We start from the raw sequence: 16,140 nt of genomic DNA, 5'->3' as shown, positions 1-16,140 counted from the left end.
CGACTCGTCGCATGAGGATTACTTTACCATAAAACTAGTCGGAATACTACTGTTTTTTATAAAATTAAAACTGCTGATAAGCATTTCTCAAGAAAGAGTGCCTATCAGCAGTTTTTCATGAATCAATTGTTACTTTTCAAATAGAAACATTCCAATTGATGGATAAAAAAACTTAGGATAAGAAGGTCGCTACTTTGGTCGTAATCAAATCGATGGCTACGTGGTTTTCGCCGCCTTCTGGTACGATGACATCGGCATACCGTTTGGTCGGTTCGATGAATTGATGATACATCGGTTTTACCACCGTCAAGTATTGTTCGATCACAGAATCCAATGTCCGGCCACGTTCTTCCATGTCACGTTTGATTCGGCGAATGATTCGAATATCATCGTCTGTATCAACATAAAGTTTAATATCCATTAAATTACGCAATCGCTCATCTTCTAGAATCAAGATCCCTTCCAAGATAATGACTTCTTTGGGTTCTTGAATGATCGTTGCTTCGCTGCGGGTATGCGCGACATAATCATAGACGGGTTTTTCGATCGTTTGATATGCAAGCAGTTGTTGCAAGTGATCGATCAACAAATCAGTATCAAATGCAAAAGGATGGTCATAGTTGGTGTTCAACCGTTCTTCAAAGCTCAGATCACTTTGGTCTTTATAGTAGGAGTCTTGTTCAAGCATCATAATAGAATGATTGGGGAAATGATTAAAGATCGCCCGACTCACGCTTGTTTTTCCACTACCTGATCCACCTGTCACACCAATAATAATGGGCTTGCCATTCGTCATTCAATTAACCTCTTTCATCTTAAAAAATTCACACTGGTTCTATTATAGCGAAAATTTGGCAAATTACTACTGTTTCTGTGGAATCAGTGCTGCAATAAAGGAAGTAATTGCTGCAAACGTTCGATCTCATAAGTAGGCTGAATCTCACCACTGTTTTTTTTCTTTGGATTGAACCAAATCGTATCGATCCCTGCCAGTTGTCCGCCTAAGATATCTGAAGTCAGTGAATCGCCAATGATGACTGTTTCTTGTTTTTTAACGTTTGGTATGCGAGCAAACACATAGTCAAAATATTCTTTCATTGGTTTTTGATACCCTGTATCTTCTGAAACAAAGATATCGCGAAAATACGGCTTTAATTTGGCATCTTCCAAGCGGCGGTATTGGGTTTCAGAAACCCCGTTCGTCACCACGTATAGGTCAAAATGCTGCGCCAACTCCGCTAAGACCTCATCACTGTTGTCTAACAGTTTATGTCCTTCATTTAGAAATTCTCGGTACGCCAATTCAACTGCTGGACTATCGACCTGAATGCCTTGCGTTTCAAAAAACAAGCCGAAACGCTCATTGATGACTTGGTCTCTCGTGATTTTCCCTTGCTCAAACTGCTGCCACAAATCATGATTGATCGTTTGATAGCTTTGTTTGCGCTCTGGGGTCATTTCCAAGCCATGAGCTTCAAATAGTGCTTTTAAGGCTTGATCTTCGGTATCTTGAAAGTCGAGGATCGTGTCATCGACATCAAATAATAATGTTTTGTACTTCATTTTCTCCCTCTTTCTCAGCGGAAATGCGCCGCCAGTCCTTTTAATTCTTCTTGCGTCAGCGAGCGATAACTCCCCACTGCTAAATCATCTGGTAGAACTAGCGAACCCATCGCTGTTCGTTTCAGCTGAATGACTTTTTTCCCTCGGGCTAAAAACATCTTTTTCACTTGATGGAACTTGCCTTCAGCAATTTCTAACGAAACAAAGGAACGATCCGCTCGGGCATCGATGATCGTTAGGGCAGCTGGTTTGCAAGTGACACCACCATGAAAGGTGATCCCTGTGGCAAATGCCGCCACATCTTCAGGAGTCACCAAGTCATTGACCACCACTTCATATCGCTTGGTCACCTTTTTGGTGGGATGCAGCAAGTCATAGCCTAACTGACCATTCGTCGTAACTAATACCAACCCTTCCGTGTCCCGATCCAATCGACCGACGGCATAAAGATCTGGGTGCTGGTCCTTTGGTGCAATCAAATCGATCACTGTCTGGTGCTGTTGATCAACATTCGCTGTAACAACACCATTGGGCTTGTTGACGATATAATAGCGTTCCTGCGTCTCCAACTGACGACCCGCAACGATGATTTGATGGATGGCGCTATCGACATTGCGCTCAGGTCGCCCTTCAATCCTTTGGTCCACGAGGACTTTTCCTTGCTGAAACAACCGTTTCATCTCTTTCCGAGAAGTATTCAATTGTTGCTCGATCACTTTATCTAAACGCATAAATTTTTCTCCATAGTGGCTATTATAGCTCAGGATCTAGCGAAAGGAAACTGCCAGGATTTCAAATGATTTGACTTTCTTTGTCTTTTTGCGTAAGGTTAAAGAGTAAAGTAAATATAGTTTCTCATACACAGCGTTATGACCTGGTGGAGAAAAGTTGAACCAAAACTTTCTGGGGCAGTTGTGTACACAACTGCCCTTTTGCGTGTTTTCACTCACGTACCACTTAATGTGCAGAGTTAACAAAATTTGCTTAAAAAATCTCGTTATTAACGAGAAAATTTTAGGAGGAATTGAGTTATGTCAGTATCATTAGAAGTTACGAAAAGAGAAGTTCGCCCACGTTCTTTACGGAACAAGTTGCGCCACGAAGGAAAAGTACCTGCAATTGTCAATGGGTACAAAGTAGAAAGCACACCGATTGCTGTCAATGCAGCAGAATTAGAAAAAATCTTGCGTGAAAATGGATTGAATACCGTAATCACGATCAGTTTAGAAGGCAAAAAAGTCAATACACTGATCAAAGAGTATCAATCAGATACCTTCACACGCAATTTAACCCACGTTGAATTCCTATCTGTCGATATGAATGAAGAAACAGAAGTAGAAGCAGAAGTAACCTTAATTGGCGAATCTGCTGGTGTCAAAGCTGGTGGTGTTCTAGCACAAAACTTGTATACAGTCGTTGTATCAGCAACACCAGACAAATTGCCTGAACGTGTTGAGATCGATGTAACGTCATTAGAGATCGGCGATTCATTAACAGTGGCTGATCTGCCTAAGAACGACGAGTACACGATCGTGACCGATCCAGAAGAACAAATCGTTGCGGTTACTGAACCACAAGAAATCTCTGAAGATGAAGAAGCTGGCGAAGCTGCTGAACCAGCAGTTATCGGTGAAGACGAAGAATAATCATAGAACATCGTTCTTAAGATCACGTCTTCAATCAACAGACACTTCTAAGAAATGCAAGACTCTTGAAGGGCTTTTCCTTTAAGAGTCTTTTTCATTCTTACGAAGAGCTGGTGAGCTGCAACTGACTATTTTCCACTGAAAGACGCCATGGGAAAGCTTGGTCCAGCCAACCCAACAAATTTTTAAGAAAATAGTTAAAATGCGTCGCTGACCAAAAAGAAAAGCAGAAGTAGTTGCATTTTTGACGGTTCTTCATTATGATAAATAGACAAATTTGATGTTATTGGCAAGCCTACTTGAAGGAGGGGTTTTTATGTTTGAAACATTTGATGATCACCGCAGCCGCTACGCTTCTGGCGGGATTGTTCAAACACTGCCTGGCGAACTAATCGATAGTATTTGGTTAATCATCGATCTCGATTTAAAAGGGTTTATTCCGTTGACAAATCTGCTCACCTTTGAAGTCCAAAACAATCACGGTCGTGTCACACTGCTTTTTTCTCAAGCACAAAGTCAAATCGAACTCGGCGTTGATCTGCCTTACCGTTATTCCGACCTCTATCCTCAAAAAGTCTATGTGTATGACGATGGGCAGCGGCAAACGATTTTATTGCCTAGCGAGACTCGTTAACAGCGCTTCGTGTTTCTCTTTTTATAACGTTACTTACATAAAAAACCACCCTTTTTATTTTAAAAGGTGGTTTTTTTTGATTCCTTCCTCTCATTTAATTCTATAATATACAGGGTTCGAGGAAGCAACCAATGAATCCCCCGTTTTTTATTACGTTTTATTGACTATTTTTTATGTGTTAAAATAACGTGTGAAGTTCCCTTATAATAAGGACAGTTGCAAAATTCAGCTGAAAGAGGTGCCTGGTTTTGAAAAATATCCTTGAAAAAGATATTATGCAAATGCTGCGTCTGTCCACGATGCTCTTGAGCGAAAATCCCCTTCCTTTGAATAAAGCTGCTGCCGACCAAAATCTTTCCGTCAAAACGATCCGTCGGCTACTGTCCAGTTGTTTAAACGAGGACCCTTCCTTCCATTATGATGTGCAGCAAGGACACATTCGTGCCTTTCATGATTTGCAGCAGCCCCTAGCCAGCAAAAACTTCCCCCATACAGAAATGCTTGCTGCATTGTTTAATAAAAGTACAAACTATCAGTTGCTCTTGTTACTGTTAAAAATGCCGACCATTTCCTTTGCGGACCTCCACAAGCGGTATTACCTGAGCCCCTCCAGTTTGCATCGGCGCTTTTTGTCCTTTTCCTTTTTTTTGGCACCTTATCATCTAAGGATCGACCGTCGCAGTTTTCCTTTGATTACTGGCAATGAACGGCAACTGCGTTATGTGATTTTTCGACTCACCCTCTTAGCAAGCCCGACGCTTTCCCCCAATCAAGCGTTTCAAGAACTGAAGCAGATTCATCAGTTGCGCGCAAACGCTTTTTATCCCAACACCCCCGCCACGTTTACTCAGCAAGTTTATCCAACATGTTTTGTACCGCGTTTTTATTTAGTTGGTGAACGCAGCTATTTATTTTTGTGGCAACAGCTGCTAACACTGGAGCCTTTTTATGTGCCAACAGAAGAAGCCTTCCTTTTGCGACGAATCATCACGCCGATTTTGTCGGAGCATCCGCTCCAGCAGCCATTAGAAGTGCTTTTGTCGAAAATTTTCCAAGCCCATCTTTTGGGCGCCTTACTGGAAGGCAATTTATTTGTCTATCCGCCACTAAATCCTTGCCTATCTGAACGTTCCCAACGCTTGGTCCAGGCTTTTTTGACTCAGCTTCCCCATTACGAAAAACTCTTAAAAAAGCATCCCGAGTTGCCCTTACTCTATGAATGCATTTGGCAAGAGCTCTCTTTTTTCCAACCGATCATTGCCTTTCCGCAAAAAAAAGAGCGTCCGCTTAAGTAGCGACACGCTCTTTTGAGGTTCATTTAGTTGGCAGTGAATTATTTTGCGTCAGCATCAACGATTTTCACTGAACCTTGCCATTGCTCTTCCACAAAGTCTTTGATTTCGTCTGAATGCAGCACTTCGATCAATTTCTTGATTTTGTCGCTATCTTCGTCACCACTGCGGACAGCGATCACGTTGACATAAGGCGAATTATCCGCTTCTAATAAAACAGAATCATCCGCTGGGTTCAAATCGATCCCGAATGCGAAGTTCGCATTGATGGCAATTAGGTCTGCTTCGTCGTTTTGATAAGCAGTCGCCAAAAGAGATGGATCGACGTCATGTTTAAATTCTAAGTTTTTCGGATTTTCAGCAATATCATCAAAGGTTGCCGTTTCTGTATCAACGCCGTCTTTTAAAGTGATCAAGTCAGCATCTTGTAAAATCGTTAGGATACGACCCCAGTCAGATTCAGAAGTGGAAGTAAGAACCGTTGCACCATCTTCTAGTTCTGAAATATCAGAGATTCGTTTTGAGTAAAGACCCATTGGCTCGATATGGATCGCACCAGCATTGACAAAATCATAGCCATTGTCTGCGATTTGTTTGTTCAAGTAAGGAATGTGTTGGAAGTAATTGGCATCGATATCGCCATTTTCCAATGCTTTGTTTGGCAACACATAATCATCGAAGGTTTTGATTTCAAGATCAATGCCTTCTTCTGCTAGTAAAGGTTTGGCTTGTTCTAAAATTTCCGCATGAGGCGTAACTGATGCACCGATCACTAATTTTGTTGATTCTCCCTCAGCCGCAGATGAGTCAGAGCTTCCTGAATTTGAGCCTGTCCCACAAGCTGCTAAAGCGGCAGTTAACAATAAGGTTGTTGCAATACCAAAAATCTTTTTCATATCCATTTCCTCCCATATTTTCCACTTTTTGTTCTTCGTTTCATTTACCGTTTATCGGTGGCTTTCGCAAGGAAATCGCCGATTCCTTGGATAATGAAAACGATAATTAAAATAATCACTGTTGCAACAAGCGTAACAGTGTAATTTCCACGTTGAAATCCTTCTTGCCAAGCCAAAGCGCCTAGCCCGCCGGCACCGATCGCGCCTGCCATGGCAGTATAACCAATCATTGAGATTGTTGTGACCGTCAGCCCTGAAATCAATGCCGGAACACTTTCTGGAATCACGATCTTATAAATGATCTCCCAGTAGCTAGCGCCCATCGCTTCCGCTGCTTCAATCACACCAGGATTGACTTCACGAAAAGCAATTTCCACCATCCGAGCATAAAACGGTGCCGCCGATAAAACTAATGCTGGGATCGCTGCTTTTGCCCCTAGGAACGAACCGACTAATAACGTTGTAAACGGAATGATCAAGACCATCAAAATCATGAATGGCGTTGAGCGAAAGGCGTTACTGATGATGGAAACCACGTTATAGAAAATGTTGGCTCCCGCTGTTTGTTTACGCCCTAGTGAATAAAGCGCCAATCCTAGAAGTAAACCGATCACAACCACTAAAACCATGGAGAAGAAAGTCATAAACAAGGTGTCTAGGGTTGCTTGCTGCATATTGGCCCAGTCGACCTTTTCAAAATTAAAATAGGTTTCTACAAATGACTTATCCACGTTCAATCACCTCCACGCCTACTTGCTGCTCTTTGAAAAAGGCGATCGCTTTTTCGATCTCACTTGCTTCACCTGTCAATAAAACCGTCAAGCCGCCAAAGGATCCCTCATTGGTTTGTTGGATCTTTCCGTAAACGACATTGACATCGATCTGGAAGCGACGGATTGCTTGTGAAATCACTGGTTCATTGGCGTTGTCTTGTGTAAAAGTCAAGGTCACTAAATGCCCTTGCGGATTTTCTCGTAAGAAGGCTTGCCGTAATTCTTCAGCATCTTCTTCTGGCTCCAAATCTTGCTGAACAAAACGTTTGGTCACTTCCTGCTGTGGGTTACGGAAAACCGATTGCACTGACCCTTCTTCCACGATCTGCCCATGCTCCATCACCGCGACCTTATTGCAGATTTTGCGAATGACGTTCATTTCATGGGTAATCAGGACGATCGTCAAATGCAATTTTTTATTGATGGAAAGCAAGAGATCCAACACTTCTTCTGTTGTTTGTGGATCTAACGCACTCGTTGCTTCATCACACAGCAAAATTTCTGGTTCATTCGCTAGTGCACGAGCAATCCCGACTCTTTGCTTTTGTCCGCCAGACAATTGTGCCGGATAGGCATTCTCCCGTCCTTCCAACCCAACTAATTTAATCAGCTCTTGCGCTCGTTGACGGCGTTTTGCTTTTTCAACGCCAGCCAACTCCAATGGCAATTCAATGTTTTCCGCCACCGTTCGAGACCATAAAAGATTAAAGTGCTGAAAAATCATGCCGATTTTTTTGCGGAAGTTTCTCAATTCTTTGTTTTTCAATGCCAAAATGTTTTGACCGTTAATGACTACATCTCCTGCTGTCGGCAATTCTAGGCCGTTCAACAAACGTACTAATGTACTTTTCCCAGCACCAGAGTAACCGACGATTCCGTAGATATCGCCTTTTTCCACTTGCAGTGAAACATCATTGACGGCGTGGACAGCCGTTTGCTTTTTGCCGAATGACTTTTTTACATGCGACAATTCGATTAATGCCATGTTATTCCCATCTTTCCTCTTTGGTTGGTTAAACACAAAAAAAGCTTTCATCCTCTGTACATTATACTGTTACAAAGGACGAAAGCACAACTTCCGCGTTACCACCTTGATTTACTGTCGATTCGCATCAACAGCCTCGCTCAGTACTTGAATTGCTTCGCATACTGCTGCACTGTAACGGGTGCCTCCCGTGATAGGCTTGTTTCCACTCACCTATCATGCTCAAAGACCATCTTCCATCCTCTCTCCGTTGCCCATTTGCACCAAACAGGGCTCTCTGTGTACGTTAAGAACATGTACTCTTCTTTTCAAAGCATTCATTTATTGAGCAAATTATAGCAACGTCTTATCCGACTGTCAATTCTTTTTGAAAAAATAGTCGTTTTTACAGCTTTGACTTACAAGGCTTCAAATTGACTTGGGTCAACCTCTTTGAAGCTAACCAGCCAAGCGTTCATTTCGTCTTCATCATTTAAGGTATCAATCGATTGATCGATTTTTTCATTTACGGAAGAAATCACGCCCGTCAATGGACTTGGAAATTCACTGACTGCTTTTTCCGCTTCCAGCTCAACAAGGGTCTCTCCTTGTTTTAAAGCAGTTCCTGCTTTTTGAATCGAAGCAAACGTGACCGCACCAAGTTCTTCTTGCGCTTCTTTTGTTAAACCGACACAATATTCTTTCCCGTTAAACAAAACCCACAAATTATCTTTTTTTCTTAAGCATTTCTTTTCCATGATTCTAGTAAGACTCCTTCATATTCATTTTCTTTAAATCCATTAATCAAAAAGCGGTCGCCGCTAACCAGCAGTGGGCGCTTGATCAACATACCATCGGTTGCCAGCACATCGGCTGCGTCTTGGGCAGTCATGGTCGGCACTTTTTCTTTTAATTGCAATTCACGGTATTTCATGCCGCTTGTGTTAAAGAAACGGGTTAACGGTGCTTCGCTTGATTGGATCCAAGCCAGCAATTGTTCCGGTTGAGGCGGTGTAGCTACCATATCGATCGCTTCAAAAGGAATCTCGTGCTCTTCTAACCAACGCTTCGCATTTCGGCATGTACTGCATTTTGGGTACCAATAAAATGTAATCATGTGAACTCCTTAAAGTGTTTTTGGTGCGGTCTCAGCTTGATAGCGCATCGATAAAATCAAACCGATCCCAATCATATTGCTTAATAGGGCAGATCCTCCTTGGCTGATAAACGGCAGTGGAATCCCCGTCAACGGTAAGAGACCGATGTTTGCGCCAATGTTTTCAAACACATGGAAGAGAATCATCATAATGATCCCAGTTGCCAAGTAGGCATAAAATTCATTGTTGGTATCGAAACATACGCGGATCATTCGGTAAATCAAAATAAAATACAATAAAATGACAAACGCGCTGCCAATAAACCCAAAATTCTCACCGATCACCGAAAAAATCATATCGGATTCTCGGACTGGTACATACACATCGCTGACATTAAATCCTTTCCCGAACATCCCGCCAGAGGCGATCGCCATCAGAGCATACGCCAATTGGAAGGATTGCCCTTGGGTATCATGAAAAGGATCTAGCCACGAATCGATACGGGCGAATTGGTATTCTTTAAAGATTCCTGTATTGTACAGAAACTCGCGACCAACATCGGTAGTCACTAAGAAAATCGTTCCACCGCCGAGAATCACAAATGCCGCAATCACTGGCACGATGATTCGCCATGAGATTCCTGACATCAAGAAGACCCCACCGAAAATCGCTAGAAAGACCAACATCGTACCAAAGTCATTTTGTAAGGTGATCAGGATCAGGACTGGGATCGTGACGGCTAACATTTTTGCAATCAGTAACCCATCTGTTTTCAGATCCCGTTCCCGATGCTTGACATTGTGCTGCGTGACGACTAACGCCAACATCATGATATAGGCGATCTTCATCAATTCTGAAGGTTGCAAGGTAAAGGGACCAAAACTAAACCAGTTTTTCGACCCTGTCGAGGCAGCCATCGTCCGGTTGTAAAATTTCAGCAGCGCCAGCATAACGGCTAGCCCAGCCCCATAAATATAGGGCGTCAATTTCCAGAGCCATTTTGATTTGATCTGCATGATAATGATCACGGCAACAACGCCTAACACATACCATAAAGCTTGAAACCCTAACATTCGCAGCATATTCGGATTATTCGGATCGTGTGTCAGCGCCACATACAGGGACGCCAAACCAATCAGACATAATAAAAATACGGGTAGAATCACACCGTAGTCAATTCGATTATCGTTCGTTTTTATTCGTGAATTTTCCATGTCCACACTCTCTTCTGTAGAATCTTTATCCATTATAGTGATAATTGAGGAGAAAAGAAAGGATTGTCCATGAGCATTCACAAAAAATTTAGAAACTTTAATGATTTTCGGGAAAAGAGGGTTAAAAACAATCCAAAATTGTTTAGAATTACAACGAAATAATCGCTGAATTCGTCCATTCTTCTTATTAATCAAATACCTTATTCTATGTATTCTTCTTTATTTTTGATAAATCTTTGCTCTATCTAACAGAATAAAGCAACTTTAACTCCATGATAGATCCCCGCCTAGTTTCCGTTTCAAATAAATAGCAACAAATGACTACTTTTTACAAAATATAAATTGATATACGACAATCGTATTTACCACATTAATGTGGTAATGAAATGTTATTTACGCCACCATATAATTTCACTAGAATACAATTAAGGAAGCGCTTCCGGAGGTGAACCAATGATTTTAAGTAATCGAGAACAGCTACTGTTGCAATTGCTATTAGAACAAAAGGAGTTTCGCCCTGCCTCTTTTTTTCAAAAGCAGTTAAATGTATCCCAAAAAACAGTTTATAACAATTTAACGACTTTAGAAAAGAAACTAAAAGATTCGGGACTAGCTATCAAAAAAGTACCAAGAAAAGGAATCTTTTTATCTGGTTCTGAATCAGCGAAACAGAATGGATATCGATTGTTAGCAAAAAAAGAGACTAAACTCGAACTATTTTCGCCTAATTATCGTAAAATCTTTATTTTCGCTAACTATCTGTTTTCAGCAAAGCCAATGCACTATCAGGAATTCTCTGAATATTTTTATATTAGCAACCAGTCAATAAAGAAAGATGTTGATGAAATCGTTGCTTTCTGTCGATTCCATCACGTATCTACAAAAATGACTACAAGCGGACTCAAACTAACCTCAGTTGAATCTGCTACTCAAAACGTATTCAAATCTTTTTTAGAGAAGTATACCGACGCCAAAGCCAGTGAAAATCTTTTGGTCAACAATCTCTTTGACTCTAAGGTACTCGATTTAACGAAGAAATTTGTCTCAGATATGACTCAAACAATCGGCCATCCAGTCAATAATTATTCTATTGAATCCTTGAAGCTTTCATTGCGAATTTTTCTTTCAAGACTTCTTATAGATAAACACATTGAAAAACAAGAGCATCTAGTATTTGACGAACTTAGACGAATGAAATTCTATATGATCGCGGTTGATTTTTCTGAAATGATCCAACAGCAACTACCTGTTCAATTTAGTGATACAGATATTCAATATGTATGTTCCCTGTTATTAGCACACGGTATCGAACCTTTTGGACAAATGGATGAGCCTCACGAATCTACTATCACAAATTGTACGAAACAAATTATTCAAAAAATGTCACATATGTTAAACGCAGATCTGACACAAGATAAATTATTACTGCAAACATTATTGGCTCATATCGTTCCCATGATCCATCGATCAAAGACAGGCATTTTATTGAAAAACCCACTGATAAAAAGTATCAAAAAACAATACTCAACAATGTATACATTGACCAAATATGCAATTGGAGATTTAGAGGAGCGATTTCAAATCTTATTAACAGAAGACGAAGTTTCTTTTCTGACGATCCATTTTCAGTTAGCCTTTGAAAAGATAAAAATTACTAACCATATACTAATTGTTTGCCAATCAGGTTTTGCTACATCGGAGTTGATTTTTAACCGTATCAAACAGACGATCGCGGCTGATACCGTATTGGAGATCATTCCTTTAAGTAAACTGGCCAGTACATCTCTTGAGACTGTTGATCTGATCATATCAACTATTCCATTGGACATTACAGCACCGCCAGTTATTTATATTTCGCCGCTTCCTACTACCGAAGAAATAGGAAGAATCTCAGCAAAGATATCTAATCTTAATGAGAATGAGAAAAATTTTTACTCAAAAAAATACCAGAAAACGACTTTATTACAAAAATATTTAGATCCTACTTTCCTTTTCGTCAAAAAAAAGTTTCGAACAAAAAAAGATGTACTGGATTTTTTAGCAGATGATTATCTGAAAAAAAAGCTTGTTACAACAAAATTTAAGCATTCTCTATTTGAACGAGAGGAACTAGGAAGCACTGGCTTAAAGACGGGAGTAGCCATTCCACATGCTGATCCACATACAGTGAAAGAAACAAAACTTGCTTTTCTCACCCTCGATGCGCCAATTACTTGGGGAGACACAAAAATCCAACTAATTGTTTTGCTTGCGATTGCTGAAGAAAACATGATCGAGGCAAAAGAGTTGATCGCTTCGATTTACGGATTGTTTAACTCAGCCGAAGAAATTCAATGGATCGTTAATAGTCAAACGCAAGAAGAACTGTATCAAAGATTGTTAAGAGGAGGAAATTGATCATGTTTTTTGATCACCAAATCGTGTTACTTGAAAAAGATTCTAAAACAAAAGAGGAAGCTTTTCGACTATTAGCAGACGAACTCATCAAAACTCATTGTGTAAATGATCAGTTCTATCAAAATATCGTACAGCGAGAAGAAACCTTTCCTACAGGTTTAAAAATTAACGGCATTGGGGTAGCGATCCCACACACGGACAGCAAATTTGTTTTACGATCCCAAGTCGCTTTTATGTCACTTGCCTCTCCCCTTTCATTTATTGAAATGGGTTCACAAGAAAAGAAAATCGATGTATCCCTGTTGTTCATGCTTGCACTGAAGGAACCACATGAGCAATTGGGTATGCTGCAAAATCTTATCTCTATGTTTCAAACACCCGGGGTTTTGGATGCCTTATCCTCAGTAACGACTAAAGAAGAGTATCTTTCGATTATTGAAAGAAATGGACTGCAATAAAAAGGAGGAACAATTATGTTAAATGCATTACAGTGGTTCGTTGATCTAGGTTCAATCGTTGTTTTGCCGATTTTAATTTTTATTTTTGGAATAATTTTGGGGACAAAACCTAGCAAAGCCTTTACTTCAGCTTTAACTGTTGGCGTTGGGTTTGTTGGATTGAATTTGGTGATTGACCTTCTAAGCAGCAGTTTGGGTCCCGCAGCACAGCATATGGTTGAACGTTTAGGATTAAATCTGACAACGATTGATGTCGGATGGCCTGCCGCAGCGGCAATTTCTTACGGGACGATTTTAGGAAGTCTTGCGATTCCGATTGGTGTGGTCCTAAATGTTCTACTCATCATTTTAGGGCTAACCAAAGTATTGAATGTAGATATTTGGAATATTTGGCACGCAGCCTTCATCTCTTCTCTGATTTATGCCCTCACTGGAGATTTTGCAATGGGAATCGCGGCGACCGTCATCTATTTGATGATGATTCTTTTAATGGGAGATATTTTAGGTCCGATCATTAATAAGTTCTACGGGTTTCCTAATATTACTTTTCCTCATGGTACCGCCGCACCAGGATTCATCTTTGCACTACCGATGAATTGGCTCTTTGATCGTATTCCAGGACTAAAAGATTGGAAAGCAGATCCAGAAACCATTCAGAAAAAATTTGGTGTCTTTGGTGACTCTACTGTTATGGGCTTTTTGATTGGTCTCATCATGGGAATACTTGCCGGATATGACACAGCAGGTGTCGGTCAATTAGCCGTCCAAACAGGCGCTGTGATGGTTTTGATGCCCAAAATGGTGGCTTTACTGATGGAAGGTCTAACGCCTATTTCTGAATCTGCAAATGAATTCGTCAAAAAACGGTTTCCTGGAAGAGAGCTTTACATCGGTATGGATGCAGCATTATCGGTTGGTCATCCAGCTGTCCTATCTTCCTCATTGCTTTTAGTTCCGATCACTATTTTGTTAGCCGTAGTTCTACCAGGCAATACGACCTTGCCTTTTGGTGATTTAGCAACTATTCCCTTTCTGATTTGCTTGATGGCTGCTGTTTTTGGAGGAAACATTATTCGAACAGTAATTGCTGGAACGATTTATATGGTAAGCATTCTATATATTACTTCGTGGGCAGCACCGCTTGTCACTACTGCTGCTCGATCCGCAAACTTTGATCTACAAGGAAACTCTATGATCACTGCTATGGCTGAAGGTGGTTTATGGACCACATTCCTTTATGTCGGCTTAACCAAAATATTAAGCTGGGGCGGTTTAGCCATAATTGGCGTCTCTGTTTTGTTTGGATTGATTTATGTAAATAAAATTCGTCCCAAGAAACAAACATCGAAATAATAGGAGGAAATGATAATGAAAAAATTACTGATTATGTGTGGTACAGGTGTTGCAACTTCAACAATTGTAACAAATAAGGTAAAAGAATGGCTGAAAGAAAAAGGGATGACTGATCAAGTGAAACTGTATCAATCCAAAGTGGCAGATGAGATGAATAAAATTGATAACTATGACATCGTGGTGAGTACAACGGTTGTTCCAGACTCAATCAAAGATCGCGTAATTATGGGGCTGCCACTCTTAACAGGGATTGGTACAGAAGAAATGTACGCGGAAATCGAAAAGAAAATCAAAGAATAAGGAGAATGCCCTATGTTGGTCACAACAAAAGAACTATTCGCACATGCAGAAAAACACAATTATGCATTACCCGCAGCAAATTTTTTCGACTTAACTAGTGCAAGAACATACGCGGAAACTGCTGAAAGTTTGAACAAACCTTTGATATTGGCCTTCGCTCAATCTCATGTGAACATGTTGACTTTAGAAGAGGCTGCCATGATTGGAAAATTTTTAGCAAAAAAAAGCACTACACCTATCGCTTTGCACTTAGATCACGGTACCGATGAAGAGGACATCAAAAGAGCCATTCATTTAGGTTTTACTTCCGTAATGATCGACGCTTCTGAGGAGTCATTCGAAGAAAATGTCCGTCGGTCAAAGGAGATCGCCGATTACGCTCATAAAAATGGTGTCGTTGTTGAAGCGGAAATCGGGCACGTTGGGTCGGAAAACAGTCTGGAATCAGCCGTAAATAGTCAATCTATTTACACAGAACCTTCTGAGGCTGTTGCATTTGCCAAATTAACCGGTGTTGATTCGTTGGCAGTTTCTATTGGCACCTCTCACGGACATTATCAAGGGATACCCAAAATAAATTTTGACGTTTTAAATGAAATTCACCATGCCGTCAATGTTCCTCTTGTTCTGCATGGCGGATCCTCTTCTGGCGATGAAAACCTTGAAAAATGTGCCTTAGAAGGTATCCGTAAAATAAATATTTTTACGGACTTCGTCACTGCTGCTATGAATGAAATTCACAAAAATCAACCAAATGACTATTTCGATCTACTTCACTCAGCAAGCAATGGAATGTCCAAGACACTCGAGCACTATTTTACAGTCTTTCATACCAAACCTTATCGTGAAGGAGAAAGCTAATGAAAAAAAGAACTTTAAGAACGCCATTCTTTGTCATCAATCCCAAAGCCTATCTTTATGGAAAACAAGCATTGGCATTGGCAAAAGCTGCTGATGAGTTGTCATCTTTGTATGACATCGACATTCTATTTACTGTTCAGCATGCAGACGTTTCTTTAATTAAACAGGCAACAACACATTTATTCGTCACTGTCCAACATTTAGACGGAATCGAAATTGGTCGTGGAATGGGCTATGTTTTACCCGAAGCAGTGGCAGAAGCCGGAGCTGAAGCTACCTTTTTAAACCATGCTGAACACCCCATGACATTGCAAGAACTGACTAAAGCGATGCAACGCTCAAATGAATTGGGTATTTTAACAATTGTTTGTGCGAATTCATTGACTGAAGCAAGAGCCGCAGCTTCCCTAAAACCCGATGTGATGGTTTGCGAGCCAACAGAACTAATTGGGACAGGACAAACCAGTGATCTTCAATACATGACGGAAACAAATCGTGTTGTTCGTGAAATTGATCCAGAAATCCTAATTCTGCAGGCAGCTGGTATATCTAGTGCTGCCGATGTTGAAAAAGCTTTGTCGTCAGGGGCTGATGGCACTGGTGGGACAAGCGGCATTGTGCAAGCAGAAGATCCAGTTCAAACCCTTACAGAAATGATCAAACAAGCGGTGAAGTATAAAAAGGAGGATTAA

The 16,140-nt window shown here is 40.7% G+C and carries 18 protein-coding genes and 1 other annotated feature; of the genes, 9 read left to right on the top strand and 9 right to left on the bottom strand.

The window, feature by feature from the left end; genetic code table 11:
- Positions 1-172: 172 nt before the first annotated feature.
- The 3 genes from udk to IGJ15_RS01595 all read right to left on the bottom strand — a co-directional run bounded on the left by udk (position 173) and on the right by IGJ15_RS01595 (position 2,294).
- Positions 173-796: a uridine kinase gene (gene udk / locus IGJ15_RS01605; RefSeq protein ID WP_005227927.1), complete on the bottom strand. Its 624-nt coding sequence runs from the start codon at positions 794-796 to the stop codon at positions 173-175.
- A gap of 83 nt (positions 797-879) precedes the next feature.
- Entirely contained in the window at positions 880-1,563 is a 684-nt protein-coding gene (locus IGJ15_RS01600; RefSeq protein WP_010749090.1) for a YjjG family noncanonical pyrimidine nucleotidase, read from the bottom strand.
- 14 nt (positions 1,564-1,577) lie between these two features.
- Positions 1,578-2,294, bottom strand: coding sequence for a 16S rRNA pseudouridine(516) synthase (locus IGJ15_RS01595; RefSeq protein ID WP_010749089.1), 717 nt, complete (start codon positions 2,292-2,294; stop codon positions 1,578-1,580).
- Positions 2,295-2,594: 300 nt separating this feature from the next.
- On the opposite strand from IGJ15_RS01595, the gene IGJ15_RS01590 reads away from it, so the two are divergent.
- The 3 genes from IGJ15_RS01590 to IGJ15_RS01580 all read left to right on the top strand — a co-directional run bounded on the left by IGJ15_RS01590 (position 2,595) and on the right by IGJ15_RS01580 (position 5,138).
- On the top strand, positions 2,595-3,209 hold the full coding sequence (locus tag IGJ15_RS01590) for a 50S ribosomal protein L25/general stress protein Ctc (RefSeq protein ID WP_005227923.1): 615 nt from the start codon (positions 2,595-2,597) through the stop codon (positions 3,207-3,209).
- Between the two features lie 316 nt (positions 3,210-3,525).
- Positions 3,526-3,843 carry a DUF960 domain-containing protein gene (locus tag IGJ15_RS01585; protein WP_005227922.1) on the top strand — a complete coding sequence of 106 codons (318 nt, stop codon included), beginning with the start codon at positions 3,526-3,528 and terminating at the stop codon, positions 3,841-3,843.
- Between the two features lie 248 nt (positions 3,844-4,091).
- Positions 4,092-5,138 carry a helix-turn-helix domain-containing protein gene (locus tag IGJ15_RS01580; protein WP_010749088.1) on the top strand — a complete coding sequence of 349 codons (1,047 nt, stop codon included), beginning with the start codon at positions 4,092-4,094 and terminating at the stop codon, positions 5,136-5,138.
- 38 nt (positions 5,139-5,176) lie between these two features.
- On the opposite strand, the gene IGJ15_RS01575 is transcribed toward IGJ15_RS01580, so the two are convergent.
- The 6 genes from IGJ15_RS01575 to IGJ15_RS01550 form a co-directional block, all read right to left on the bottom strand.
- Positions 5,177-6,031, bottom strand: coding sequence for a MetQ/NlpA family ABC transporter substrate-binding protein (locus tag IGJ15_RS01575; RefSeq protein ID WP_010749087.1), 855 nt, complete (start codon positions 6,029-6,031; stop codon positions 5,177-5,179).
- A gap of 44 nt (positions 6,032-6,075) precedes the next feature.
- Positions 6,076-6,762, bottom strand: a complete 687-nt coding sequence (locus IGJ15_RS01570; protein WP_005227919.1) for a methionine ABC transporter permease — start codon at positions 6,760-6,762, stop codon at positions 6,076-6,078.
- Positions 6,755-7,789 (bottom strand): methionine ABC transporter ATP-binding protein, encoded by a 1,035-nt coding sequence (locus IGJ15_RS01565; RefSeq protein WP_005227918.1) that lies wholly within the window; start codon positions 7,787-7,789, stop codon positions 6,755-6,757. Before IGJ15_RS01565 ends, IGJ15_RS01570 begins: the two co-directional genes overlap by 8 nt.
- A 71-nt stretch (positions 7,790-7,860) precedes the next feature.
- Positions 7,861-8,110, bottom strand: a binding site (T-box leader).
- Between the two features lie 77 nt (positions 8,111-8,187).
- Positions 8,188-8,526 carry a glycine cleavage system protein H gene (locus IGJ15_RS01560; protein WP_010749086.1) on the bottom strand — a complete coding sequence of 113 codons (339 nt, stop codon included), beginning with the start codon at positions 8,524-8,526 and terminating at the stop codon, positions 8,188-8,190.
- Positions 8,508-8,885: an arsenate reductase family protein gene (locus IGJ15_RS01555; RefSeq protein ID WP_010749085.1), complete on the bottom strand. Its 378-nt coding sequence runs from the start codon at positions 8,883-8,885 to the stop codon at positions 8,508-8,510. Before IGJ15_RS01555 ends, IGJ15_RS01560 begins: the two co-directional genes overlap by 19 nt.
- Positions 8,886-8,894: 9 nt before the next feature.
- Positions 8,895-10,079, bottom strand: coding sequence for an FtsW/RodA/SpoVE family cell cycle protein (locus IGJ15_RS01550; RefSeq protein WP_010749084.1), 1,185 nt, complete (start codon positions 10,077-10,079; stop codon positions 8,895-8,897).
- A gap of 453 nt (positions 10,080-10,532) precedes the next feature.
- Here IGJ15_RS01550 and IGJ15_RS01545 point away from each other — a divergent pair, with 453 nt between their 5' ends.
- The 6 genes from IGJ15_RS01545 to IGJ15_RS01520 are packed head-to-tail and all read left to right on the top strand — an operon-like array spanning position 10,533 to position 16,140.
- Positions 10,533-12,476 (top strand): BglG family transcription antiterminator, encoded by a 1,944-nt coding sequence (locus tag IGJ15_RS01545; RefSeq protein ID WP_010749083.1) that lies wholly within the window; start codon positions 10,533-10,535, stop codon positions 12,474-12,476.
- A 2-nt stretch (positions 12,477-12,478) separates the two neighbouring features.
- The gene (locus tag IGJ15_RS01540; RefSeq protein ID WP_010749082.1) at positions 12,479-12,934 is read left to right on the top strand and encodes a PTS sugar transporter subunit IIA; all 456 of its coding nucleotides are present in this window, start codon (positions 12,479-12,481) and stop codon (positions 12,932-12,934) included.
- Between the two features lie 15 nt (positions 12,935-12,949).
- Entirely contained in the window at positions 12,950-14,287 is a 1,338-nt protein-coding gene (locus IGJ15_RS01535; protein WP_010749081.1) for a PTS galactitol transporter subunit IIC, read from the top strand.
- Positions 14,288-14,302: 15 nt separating this feature from the next.
- Positions 14,303-14,587: a PTS sugar transporter subunit IIB gene (locus IGJ15_RS01530; protein WP_010749080.1), complete on the top strand. Its 285-nt coding sequence runs from the start codon at positions 14,303-14,305 to the stop codon at positions 14,585-14,587.
- Between the two features lie 12 nt (positions 14,588-14,599).
- Positions 14,600-15,448, top strand: coding sequence for a class II fructose-bisphosphate aldolase (locus IGJ15_RS01525; RefSeq protein ID WP_010749079.1), 849 nt, complete (start codon positions 14,600-14,602; stop codon positions 15,446-15,448).
- Positions 15,448-16,140 carry a triose-phosphate isomerase gene (locus tag IGJ15_RS01520; RefSeq protein WP_142962455.1) on the top strand — a complete coding sequence of 231 codons (693 nt, stop codon included), beginning with the start codon at positions 15,448-15,450 and terminating at the stop codon, positions 16,138-16,140. Before IGJ15_RS01525 ends, IGJ15_RS01520 begins: the two co-directional genes overlap by 1 nt.

Origin of the sequence: Enterococcus sp. AZ079, from assembly GCF_050547255.1 — a bacterium.
GTDB lineage: Bacteria > Bacillota > Bacilli > Lactobacillales > Enterococcaceae > Enterococcus_D > Enterococcus_D casseliflavus.
Note: the sequence above shows the minus strand (reverse complement) of the source record. Positions and strands in the feature narration are given on the sequence as shown.